The organism is Halodesulfovibrio sp. (assembly GCF_025210605.1).
In the GTDB taxonomy this organism is placed as follows: Bacteria; Desulfobacterota; Desulfovibrionia; order Desulfovibrionales; family Desulfovibrionaceae; genus Halodesulfovibrio.
On sequence record NZ_JAOARI010000018.1, the window covers coordinates 1 to 11993 of the forward strand.

The window sequence follows — 11993 nt, forward strand, 5'->3', positions numbered from 1 at the left end:
TCATGTCACCACTCTCCACTTGAGCAACAACAGCCAGTTTAAAGCCTAATGTGTAGTCCCGTTGTGTTCGCTTAGTCTTTGTTCTTGTTTGCTTTCTCATAATAAGTCCTTTTCTTGTGAACTTATTCAAGGACGGGACATTTTGAAAAAATTAGGGTCTACCTTTTTAGGTAGACCCTTTTTTTATGTAAAAAACTGACCCCATTCTGCTCTTGCAAGTTTTCTGCACAATGCCATGCAAAACAATCTCTTTTTCTTTATTTTATCCCATAGTGGTTGATGATTTCAGCAAGCATTATTTTTTTTTACAAGAAAGAGGTGTCCTATCTAATAGTATTAGACTATACTGCTCTGTTTATAAGCTTTTGAAAGAATACAAAGAAACTTAACAGCTTTAAAATACTATATTTTTTAGAGCGAGCTTTGTTTTTTGCACATTATTTGATGCAGTTACAATACGTCATCTATGTCGCTTGGCTTTCAAAAGCAACTGTTATGAAGCAGCATACTGAGTGGACGCATTCCATGTGTTCACTCTTGCGTAGTGCCTTTTAATTACTGAATGCAACGATGCTCTTCTGTCCCCGATGTGTAATGAACCGATTATGAACAAGGCACTTTCTAGGGTTTACAGGAAAAAGGAATTTGTATGTCATCCCAGAAGGTGATGCTTGAAGTTAACAATCTTACTAAAATCTTCGGCTCTAATCCCAAACGAGCCTTACCGTTACTGGAAGAAAAAATGTCTAAAGAGGACATTCTCCAGAAAACCGGTCTCACCGTAGGCGTGCACGATGCATCGTTTACAGTCTATGAAGGGGAAATATTTGTCATCATGGGACTTTCAGGGTCCGGCAAATCAACCCTTGTGCGCATGTTAAACCGGCTGATTGAACCAAACGCCGGCAGCGTCTCAATGCATGGAAAAGACATCATGAAAATGACGCACGACGAACTGGTTCAATTCCGGCTCCACAACATGAGCATGGTATTCCAATCCTTCGCTCTCATGCCCCATCTTACCGTTCTGGAAAACACAGCCTTCGGATTGGAACTGGCAAAAGTGCCAAAAGAAGAACGGAAAAAACGCAGCCTCCAAGCATTAGAACAAGTTGGCTTGTCAGGCTGGGAAAATGCTTATCCAAAGCAACTTAGTGGTGGAATGCAACAACGTGTAGGTCTCGCAAGAGGTTTAGCTGTTGACCCGGAAATAATGCTCATGGATGAAGCATTTTCTGCTCTAGATCCACTTATCCGCACAGAAATGCAGGATGAGCTGTTGATGCTCCAAGAAAAATACCGCCGTACCATTATCTTCATATCCCATGATCTGAATGAAGCGCTCAGAATTGGGGACCGAATCGGCATCATGGAAGGTGGCAAACTTATACAAGTAGGCACACCTGAAGATGTACTGCAAAACCCAGCTAACGATTATGTGCGAGCCTTTTTCAAGGGTGTTAACCCTGCCAATGTGCTTAGCGCCAAAGATATAGCCTCCGGTAGTCATCCTACAATCATAATCAGCAAGAGCGGAAACCTGCGTACATCGCATGAAATTCTCAGCTCCAGTGAACGTGACTATGCGTTCGTGCTTGACCCGCAGCACAAGTTGCAGGGGGTTGTTTCAGCTGACTCAATTCAGAACAAGCTTAAAGAAAAAAATCCTGATAATACTCTTCGTGATGCGTTTTTACCACATATTCACACAGTCAACGAAGATGATACGATGCAGGAAATTCTCCCAATCGTAGCACAAGGTTCTTGCCCTGTGCCTGTTGTAGATTCAGATAACCGTTTCAAAGGTGTTGTCTCGAAAACTCGTTTTCTTGATACACTTCACCGCAACGGCGACTCATTCGAAAATACAGTAGCACACAGCATGTAGGGAGAATTCATATGTTTGACGAACAAGTAATACCTTTGGATGTGTGGATTTCTGACTCCATTGAATGGCTGGTAAACAATCACAGGGAGCTTTTTCTCAAGCTCAAATGGCCTGTTGAACAAACGCTTACTGCGATTGACCATGGTCTAAATGCGCTGCATCCACTTATAATAATCGCTGCTGTCGTACTACTTTCATGGCGTCTTGCAGGCAAAAGAATATCGTTTTTTTCAGGTTGCTCTCTAGTCTTTATAGGACTGCTTGGGTTGTGGGAAAACACCATGACCACATTAGCAATGGTTCTGTCATCGGTTATATTCTGCGTTCTTGCCGGAGTTCCCCTCGGTATCTGTGCAGGAAGAAATAACCGTTTCGATCAGGTGATACGCCCGATGCTGGACGCCATGCAGACCACACCATCGTTTGTATATTTAGTCCCGATTGTAATGCTATTTTCTATCGGTAACGCCGCGGGTGTGCTTGCAACTATCATATTTGCTCTTCCGCCAATTATTCGCCTCACCTCTTTGGGTATCAGACAGGTACCGCGTGAGCTAGTTGAAGCAGCTGAAGCCTTTGGTGCAACAAACTTTCAGGTGTTACTCAAGGTGCAAATACCTCTGGCACTGCCTACCATTCTAGCAGGACTCAACCAAACCATTATGATGGCGTTATCCATGGTTGTGGTAGCTGCGCTTATCGGTGCTGGCGGTCTTGGTTCACCTGTCGTCGTCGGGCTTAACTCTCTCGATATAGGACTCGCCGCCATTGGTGGCATAGGTATTGTCCTTATGGCTGTAATGCTTGACCGCATCACACAAGCCGCTGCTCAAAAACGAGTGTAACGACACAAGCCCTGCACGAAACTCTTATTTCTTAGGAAAAATTCATTATGATTAAAAAAATAGTACTCGCATTATTGATTGTGTCTCTGGCAATTCCTGCTTTTGCATATAACGAATTACCGGGGAAAGGCGTTACGGTAAAACCGGCGCGCGGTCCGTGGAGTACAGGATATTTCCACGCATTAATTATTGAAAAAGGCTTGCAAGAGCTGGGATACAAAGTCCAAAGAACTAAAGAATTGCCTGTGGCACTGTTTTTTAAAACAGTTAACATGGGTGACATCGACTACTGGCCAAATACTTGGCTGCCAAATCAAGGTGACTATCTCAAAAAAAGCAAGCATGCGTCAGCTATCGGCTATGTATTAAGAAAACAAGCTCTCCAAGGGTACGCCGTTGATAAAAAACATGCAGAAAGCCTGAATATTACTTCTCTCGAGGATTTTAAACGCCCTGAAGTGCAGAAGGCTTTTGACAAAGATGGTGACGGCAAAGCAGACCTGACTGGTGCTCCACATGGGTGGAAAGCAGTTAAAACCATCAATCAGCACATCAAAGAATATGGTCTCAGCAAGCATGTTAAGCAGATAAGTGCCTCCTATGAAGCTGCAATGGCTGCAAACATCGCTGCTTATAAAAGCGGCGAGCCAATCTTCTACTACACATGGACTCCATGCTGGACAACGTACAAGCTTATTCCGGGACAAGACGTTGTATGGCTCAATGTGCCGTTTAATATCTCCCAGACTGAATCTAAAGACGACGTTAAGCTCATGCATCTTGAAGATGTCCAAGGCGCTGTGACAAACCCTATCGATATGGGATTCAGCGTTGCGGACATTCGTATTGTCGGCAACAACGAGTTTCTTGCCAAAAACCCAGCAGCTAAAAAGTTCTTTGAACTGTTTACAATCGACTTAGCTGACCTGAGTGCACAGTACACCAAGATGATGGAAGGGGAAAAATCTCGAAAAGATATTAACCGCCACGCTGATGAATGGATTAAGAATAATCAAAAAGCGTGGGATAGCTGGCTTGACCAAGCGCGTCATGCAGCAAACTAATCCTTTCTTCTCAAAATAATACACAAAAAAAACCGCCTTCAGCTGAAGGCGGTTTTTTTTCAGATGATATCTTATACATAGTTTGCAACAAGAATTACAACGCCGCACACCGCAGCAGTTGCAATCCCCATGTTGCCACCAGGAGTCATGTAGGCAAGTTTTTTTGCTGCTGCCTTTGCTTCAGAACGAAGTTTGTAGCTCATAGCACATGGAAGCAAAATGCAAATAACGGCAAGAGCTGCACCTGCATGAGCAAGAGCTGCAATAAAGCCACCCGGAGCCAGCAATGCTGCAACAAGCACTGGGACAAACACGATGAGTGTAGTACCAATGCGATCTTTTGCAGAATTTGTACGGCGCAATGTTTCTGCCATTAAGTCAAAGAGAGATAACGCCACCCCGAAAAAGGAAGTGATAAGTGCAAACGCTGCGAAAATAGACAAAATAGTCTGGATCACAACAGAACCATTACACATGGACTTAATTAACGCATCTACGCTGCCGCTCATGTTAACAATCTGATCCATAGGCACGCTACCAAGAGAAAGGAACAACCAGACCATGTAGCAAAGAAGCGGAAGTAATGTGCCCCAGAACATAATACGAACGAGCTGTCTGGTATCTGTTCCTACCACACTCGTGATACTTGGAATACAGAAATGGAAAGAAAAAGAAGCAAATAAAACAGGAACAGCACCAATCAGATAACTATAGTCTGGAGCAACGTTAACCAGCACGTTCACATCAACTGTTGTGCTCAACGTAGCAAATGCAATTGCCATTGCGCCAAGCATGCTCAGGAAAAACAGACTATTAAAGCGGATAATTGCGTTAGTTCCGCAGAACATGATTACTGCCATGACAACGGTAAATCCAACCGAGCATGCCCCCGTGCTGAAAGCATCACCATTGACGCCCAAGGCTGAGGCAATAATGCCACCCATTGCAGTCACATACGCAACAAGAACAGCGTAAAGAAGGAAGCCAAGGCAGACAACAGCAATAATCTGTCCCCAGCGTCCAAGAACTTTTTTAACCATCATATTCACGTTCAAGCCAGTTCCAACTTGCAGATTAACTTCGAGCAGCAGAAGAGATGTGTAGAAGGCCAAAGCCCACATAACTAGAAGCAGTACCATGCTGACCTTAAAGCCCAAAAAACCGATTGCCATCGGCAAGCCGAGCATTCCGGCACCAATGGTAGTACCGGCAACAACACATACTGCGTCCAGAGATTGCGACTTCATAATTGTAATACCCCCAATAGGTAAATTGTGCTCGCGCCTACACCTGATAAAAAACAAAAGTGCCCAAATATCTAAGTTCAACCGTTTTTGAACCAGACAAAAAAATCACTTCACGAGTGAAAATTGCAAGGGAAGAAAGCGTGGCGGCATCGCTTGCTATTGCAGGAGCACTTGCACTTATCAATGCAAAACCTGCTAATTTGTGTGCAACGATGTAGTAGCGATGCCAGCTTATACAGTTGCGCGATTAATCTTTATAGTCAGCACCAAGTACACGTTGTTCTAATGCATGGTCAAGCACTGTAATGCATATTTTTTACGTTTCTGACAAAATTCAATACTTCCAAACCATTATTCAATTTGATGCGAAACAAGGCTTTAGCAGTCTTTTTACAATATTGTTCACTGTATCGACAATATTGTTCACAGATTTTACAATCATGTACTATTCGATTTTACCAATTTTGCAAAAATTTCCTTCTTGCGCCATTGCGAAAAACCCACTATTAAGCTTTCGCTTTCTGTACAAAAAGTGACTGCTCACATAAAACCAGCCACATTTTATCCTATATTTACAGAATAATATCGGAAAAAGAACCTTTTGTTCTTCAAACGATTCCATTGTCAATATCTGACAAAGACCTCCAGACCGATCCGAAATTTCATACGGACCGCGCCTGTGTCCACCTTATGTGTTTTATACTATCTCATGGAGGATGCACTGTGCGTTCACACGCTTTATTCAGCAGGAAAACATTTCGCCCTGCCCTACTCAAAACTCTCACTTCCGGTTATAATCTTTCACAATTTGCCAAAGATGTAGTTTCCGGCTCGACAGTCGGCATTGTAGCGCTGCCACTGGCTATGGCATTCGCCATTGCAAGTGGCTGCACGCCTGAAAGAGGGTTATTTACCGCCATTATTGCTGGTTTTATCATTTCTGCAATTGGTGGCTCACGTTTTCAAATCGGAGGTCCTACTGGGGCATTCGTGGTTATTGTTGCAGGCATCATTGCCCGACACGGTTATGCAGGACTCGCTGTAGCTACCAGCATGGCTGGTGTCATCTTGCTCATCATGGGCGTATGTGGTCTTGGTAAGCTGCTCAAATTTATTCCATACCCAGTGACTACCGGATTTACTACAGGCATAGCCCTACTCATTTTCACAACACAAATTAAAGATCTTTTAGGACTTGACCTTGCTGCAATTCCCGCATCGTTTATTCCTAAAATTACCACACTAGCTCAGGCAACGCCGACCGCACATATTGATGCGTGTATTGTTGCTGCAACCACGCTTGCGACCATTTTTCTCACACGTAAACTATTTCCCCGCTTTCCATCGCATATTGCGGGAATCATAACCGCTTCTGCCATTGCAACATTTTGCGGGCTTGATGTTGCTACAATCGGCACACGATTCGGAGGTATTCCAGCAGAGCTACCATCTTTTGCGCTTCCTGCCGACCTTACGAGCCTTGCAGTAACTATGATTCCTGACGCCATCACAATTGCGCTGCTGGCTGCAATCGAGTCTCTGCTAAGCGCAGTCGTTGCGGACGGTATGACAAGTGAACGCCATCATTCTTCAACCGAGCTTCTTGCACAGGGCATTGCAAACATTGCCTCATCATGTTTCGGGGGTATCCCTGCTACGGGCGCTATCGCTCGTACAGCTACCAACATTCGCGCTGGTGCTTTTTCTCCGGTATCCGGCATGATCCACGCAATTGTTCTCGCTTTGTTCATCAAATTCTTCGCCCCAGTAGCATCTGCCATTCCTCTCGCCAGCCTTGCAGGGGTGCTCACCTATGTAGCTTGGGACATGAGTGAACTCCCTAAGTTTATGCACATTCTTCGTGCGCCAAAATCTGATGCGGCTGTCATGGTCTCAACCTTCCTGCTTACCGTTCTTGTTGACCTGACGGTTGGCGTTCAATTCGGAGTTGTCCTTGCTGCTCTCTTGCTTATCGGGCGAATCAGCGACGCAACCCGTTTTCAAAACTGGGAACAGACAAAACCTGCTTCAAACACACATGAGCCTTCATGGAATGGTGAAGTTGAAGTTTATGAGATCAACGGGCCTTTCTTCTTTGGATGCGCTGACCGGTTCTCACAGACTTTTTCACTCATGAGAAAGCCGCCTCGTGTCATTATATTCAGAATGCGTCATGTCCATACGATTGATGCAACTGCACTGCACGCACTGGAACTTGTCCTGCTGCAAATGAAACAGCTTAATGTGCATATACTCTTTTCCGGTGTTGATCCGTCAATCCGGCAGCAAATGATCCGTTTCGGTCTGCTTACCCACATAGCAGAAGAGGACATACTGCACTCCTTCGGTACTGCGTGGACAAAAGCGCAAAACCTCACCTCCCCATCTACTGTCTCTGCTACAACTGCACCAGCAGCAGCTTAAATCCAAAACGCCCTGTAGAATCTACTACAGGGCGTTTTTTTGTATTCAACGCTTTCCTTTCGTTAGCTCCTGTCTTTTAAGGGTATTAAGTATTTTAAACAGTATACGGTTCAGAAATACTCTCTGAGTATGCTACTGTACTCACACTGTTTTTATTTTTTACCCAAGCAGAGCATATGACGACCAATACAGCACCTTCTTTTACAGTCCAAACTGATACAGAAGCGACGACCATTTCACTTTCTGGAGCATGGACTACACTACGTTTGGATACCGTAGAGCGCTCTTTTATGGATTCTATTAAGAGTGCATCGCACTCTATTGTACTTGATATTAGCAAATTATCATCGTTTGACACAAATGGTGCGTGGGTTATCGAACAGTATAAACGCAAGGCTGCGTCGAAAAATAAACTCTGCACAATTCTCCACGCAAACGAAAAAGATCAAATACTGTTAAAAGCAGTCACAGGCAGACCGGAAACAGAAAAAAAACAGAAGCGCGACCCTTTTTATATAACCTTACTTTGTGACATAGGCGAAACAGTAGTAACGGAACTAAAAACCACCTTGAATATCATAGGATTTCTCGGTGAAATTATGCTGGCGCTTTTACGCTCCTGCTATAAACCGCATCGATTCAGAACAACTGCTCTCTTTTATCATCTTGAACACGTCGGATTACGCGGCATCCCTATTATTGCCCTGCTCTCTTTTCTTATAGGTATGGTGCTCGCCTACATGGGAGCACAGCAGCTGCAAAAATTTGGCGCGCAAGTTTTCGTTATTCAGCTCGTACAGGTTTCCGTGCTTCGTGAATTGGGTATTTTGCTCACTGCAATTGTTATTGCCGGACGTTCCGGCTCTGCATTTACAGCGCAAATAGGGGCTATGATTGCTAACGAAGAAATCTATGCCATGCGGACAACCGGTCTTGATCCTGTCGACACACTGGTAATTCCCCGCGTGCTCGCTCTACTAATTATGCTCCCTATTCTCGGACTTATTGCAGACATCATGGGCTTACTGGGTGGAGCACTGATGGTCTGGCAATCACTGGACATCGGACTGCACGGATTCATCATCCGCCTTCATGAAACACTGAATATCTGGAACTTCTATGTGGGAATAGTTAAAGCCCCATTCTTTGCCATTGTTATCGCTACAGTTGGCTGTTTTCAGGGACTACAGGTTTCCGGTAGTGCCGAATCAGTAGGACGACTCACAACAACATCAGTTATTGAATCCATTTTTGCCGTAATCGTTATTGATGCCGGATTCGCAATTTTCTTCGCAGCAATAGGACTGTAACCATGACTGATACGATTCTTTCACTGCGCAATGTAAAAACACAATATGGAAAAAAGGTTATCCATGAAGATGTTAACCTTGATGTACGGCGTGGGGAAATAATAGGCATCATCGGTGGGTCAGGCTCTGGAAAGACTGTATTGCTGCGAACAATTCTCGGATTAAACCGACACACGTTTGGGAAAATAGAAATTTTTGGCAAGGAATACCACACACTCAGCACCAAAGAAAAACATAAGATTGAGCAACGCTGGGGAGTGCTTTTTCAAGATGGAGCTTTGTATTCTTCATTGACGGTCATGGAAAACATTGATGTTGCGCTTAAAGAATATACAAAGCTAAGCACCACCACACGTAATGAAATTGCACTTCTCAAAATATTTTTAGCAGGACTGCCGCTTGATTCAGCAGAGCTTATGCCATCAGAGCTTTCGGGCGGTATGCGCAAAAGAGCGAGCCTTGCCAGAGCACTGGCAATGGACCCTGAAATACTCTTTCTTGACGAACCGACAGCAGGTCTGGACCCCATAACTGCGAGCGGGTTCGACGAGCTACTGAAAACACTCCAACACGCGCTCGGGTTCACAGTTTTTTTAGTCACTCATGATCTGGACACACTCTATACCATTTGTGATCGGGTGGCTGTACTGGCGGAAAAACGTATTTATGCCATCGGTACAATTGATGAGCTTGTACAAAATCCATATCCGTGGATTCAGGAATACTTCAACGGCCCACGTGGAAGAAGCGCAAAAATGAAGCCTTGCGGGGAGAAATAGATGGAAACAAAAGCACACTATATTATTGTAGGAGCCTTCATCATAGCGGCTGTATGCTTCGGGTTCGGCTTCATCCTCTGGGGAGCCAATACAAGCTCGGACACTGATGATCTGCCGTACGACATCGTCTTTTTCAACAGCGTAAACGGGCTTTCCATCTCAAACCCCGTACTTCTCAACGGAGTGCGAGTCGGTAAGGTAACAAACATACTCCTCAGTCAGGATAAGCCGGAAGAAATCCGCGTCCGCATTCTTGTGCGGCGCAACACACCGATACGAGATGATTCTAAAGCCAAACTTGTTCCCATCGGCATAACAGGACAGTCTGCTGTTTTCATATCAGGCGGCACAGCCACAAGTCCCATGCTCAAACCGTTATTTAAAGGCAATATTCCCGTTATCAAAACAGTACCTTCACCAATCAACGAGCTTATTAATGCCCTGCCGGAAATGCTGAATACAGGCAAAAAACTTCTTGCTGACCTGCGCAAGATTGTTGATCCGGAAAATCGGGAGCACATCAAGAAATTCCTTAGCAACGTTGTTTCCTTTTCCGACATGCTTGTAAAAAGTGAAGCGAATATTGAACAAGCTCTCACAAATATTAAAAATGCAGCAGATCAAACAAGACAGGCAATGACGCAGACTGAAAAGACCTCCAAAGCTGTGGACGTATATGTCGCCAAGCAGTTGGGACCGGCAACGGAAAAAGTTGGTGAGCTTGTAAAACGAATCGACAAGATCGTGAAGAATATGGAGCCGGGACTTACACGATTTAGCAAAACCGGACTCAACGACATTACATCGCTCGTTAACGAGAGCAAAGCTCTTGTCAAAACATTAGAAAGCATTGCCCAAAAACTTAATAATAACCCGAAACAATTCTTACTGGGAAAAACAGTACCGGAATTTCAAACGCCATAGGAGCGTTTATGCGTAAAATTATCGTTAGCTTAATTATTATGCCGTTGCTGCTCATGACTTGTTCAGGATGCGCTTTTGATGTTGGGTTAAACCCTCCGCCTCCTTCATCACGGTACATGTTAGCTGTGGCAACGGACACGCCAGAAACAGCCACTGTACATTGTACCCCAACAGTGTCCATTGAACGCCCGCAAGCAAATGCATTTTTGAATTCAACTGGCATTGCCCTCATCCAGCAAGATCAAAAAGTGCTGTACTACTCAAAAGGGGAATGGGCGACTTCGTTACCGGAAATGCTACAAAACGCAGCCATCCGGTCACTGAATTCAACGCAGCAAGTACGCGCTGTTACCACATCACAGGCGGCTATCCCTTCAAACTACAACCTTGTTTGGAACATTGAAGATTTCTATGCTCGGTACACGGGTAAAGATTTACCACCCCGCATTTGTATCACATTAAATTGCTGGTTGATTGACATAGAAACAAGCACCCCTGTTGCCACAACGGTATTTTCAGCACAACGTTCCGCCCCTGATACTGGGCTTGAACCTATTGTGCACACCTTTAATGCCTCAGTTGCAAAAATTCTGGCTCAGATGAATGCATGGGTAGTATCACACATACAAAATCATCAGATAATGAAGATGCGTAAAGAGCAAGCAGAAGCAACCACAGATAACTAGATATTGTAACCAGTTGAGACCACTTAAAACCACTCTATCTAGTTTCTGAAACACCTTGAAACGCCGTATCACTACGGCGTTTCTGCATTTCTAGCCAGAACAAGACCTTACGAATGAAGAAATGCGCTATTTTTATCCGGTGTTATTGAATTTTGTTGTGAAAATTAGTATCGATAAAATTACTATTGCTTTGCCGTTCATACATTTTTTTGTATCCCCAAAAGGCAAGCCTGTAACCGGAGGGAATTTATGAAAATTGATAAGCTGAGTTTTCAGATTGCAGGGCAACTTCTCGAAGGGCGTAAATCTTTCAGAGAAATTGCGCAGGAACTAGCCGTTGCAGAAAACACTGTACGCTCCAGAATTAACAAAATGCAAAAAGAAGGCGTGATGGATATTGTTGCACGCCTTGATGTAGAAAAACTGCCGGGACATACGATGGTATTTACTGGCGTGTTGCTTGATGAACGTGACCTTTTTGCAAAATGTCAGGAACTTAGCCAACTACGCGGCGTCGTTTCCGGTGCAGTTGTTACAGGCAGATTCGATATTATTCTAACCTTGTTGCTTCGCGACGGTTACGGACTTCTCGAGTTTTATTCAGAAGAAATGTCCAAAATTGAAGGCATCAGATCTGTGGAAAGCTTTGTTGTATACAAAGGCGCAAAGCTTATGACTCCATACATTCTTGATCCAAATACTCTTCCTGAGTAAAAATCGAGCGTCCCCGAATACGGGAACAACAACGCTCTGTTATATTGTAACAAAAACTCCCTCCTGTATTCAGAAAAACAAACTGGAAGCGGGTTCACAGTATACTGTGAAC

Annotated in this window: 10 protein-coding genes; 9 read left to right on the plus strand and 1 reads right to left on the minus strand. The window is 44.2% G+C overall.

Annotation, left to right across the window (positions count from 1 at the left end; genetic code table 11):
* Nucleotides 1-649: 649 nt before the first annotated feature.
* From proV to proX, 3 genes are read left to right on the plus strand one after another with little or no spacing between them, the layout of a single operon-like run.
* Nucleotides 650-1888: a glycine betaine/L-proline ABC transporter ATP-binding protein ProV gene (gene proV / locus N4A56_RS06760; protein ID WP_295545996.1), complete on the plus strand. Its 1239-nt coding sequence runs from the start codon at nucleotides 650-652 to the stop codon at nucleotides 1886-1888.
* Nucleotides 1889-1899: 11 nt separating this feature from the next.
* Entirely contained in the window at nucleotides 1900-2733 is an 834-nt protein-coding gene (locus tag N4A56_RS06765; RefSeq protein WP_293668287.1) for a proline/glycine betaine ABC transporter permease, read from the plus strand.
* Between the two features lie 47 nt (nucleotides 2734-2780).
* Nucleotides 2781-3797, plus strand: a complete 1017-nt coding sequence (proX, locus tag N4A56_RS06770) for a glycine betaine/L-proline ABC transporter substrate-binding protein ProX (protein ID WP_293668288.1) — start codon at nucleotides 2781-2783, stop codon at nucleotides 3795-3797.
* Nucleotides 3798-3868: 71 nt separating this feature from the next.
* On the opposite strand, the gene N4A56_RS06775 is transcribed toward proX, so the two are convergent.
* A complete protein-coding gene (locus tag N4A56_RS06775; protein WP_295545999.1) occupies nucleotides 3869-5044 on the minus strand; it encodes an aromatic amino acid transport family protein in 1176 nt (391 codons plus the stop codon).
* 723 nt (nucleotides 5045-5767) lie between these two features.
* Between N4A56_RS06775 and N4A56_RS06780 the strand changes: the two genes are divergently transcribed.
* From N4A56_RS06780 to N4A56_RS06805, 6 genes are all read left to right on the plus strand, one after another.
* A complete protein-coding gene (locus N4A56_RS06780) occupies nucleotides 5768-7468 on the plus strand; it encodes a SulP family inorganic anion transporter (protein WP_295546001.1) in 1701 nt (566 codons plus the stop codon).
* A 176-nt stretch (nucleotides 7469-7644) separates the two neighbouring features.
* Nucleotides 7645-8778 carry an ABC transporter permease gene (locus N4A56_RS06785; protein ID WP_295546003.1) on the plus strand — a complete coding sequence of 378 codons (1134 nt, stop codon included), beginning with the start codon at nucleotides 7645-7647 and terminating at the stop codon, nucleotides 8776-8778.
* Nucleotides 8779-8780: 2 nt separating this feature from the next.
* Nucleotides 8781-9557, plus strand: coding sequence for an ATP-binding cassette domain-containing protein (locus N4A56_RS06790; protein WP_295546005.1), 777 nt, complete (start codon nucleotides 8781-8783; stop codon nucleotides 9555-9557).
* Entirely contained in the window at nucleotides 9558-10481 is a 924-nt protein-coding gene (locus N4A56_RS06795; protein WP_295546007.1) for an MlaD family protein, read from the plus strand.
* 8 nt (nucleotides 10482-10489) lie between these two features.
* Entirely contained in the window at nucleotides 10490-11167 is a 678-nt protein-coding gene (locus N4A56_RS06800) for an ABC-type transport auxiliary lipoprotein family protein (protein WP_295546009.1), read from the plus strand.
* Nucleotides 11168-11416: 249 nt separating this feature from the next.
* Nucleotides 11417-11881 (plus strand): Lrp/AsnC family transcriptional regulator, encoded by a 465-nt coding sequence (locus N4A56_RS06805; protein WP_293668301.1) that lies wholly within the window; start codon nucleotides 11417-11419, stop codon nucleotides 11879-11881.
* Nucleotides 11882-11993: the final 112 nt, after the last annotated feature.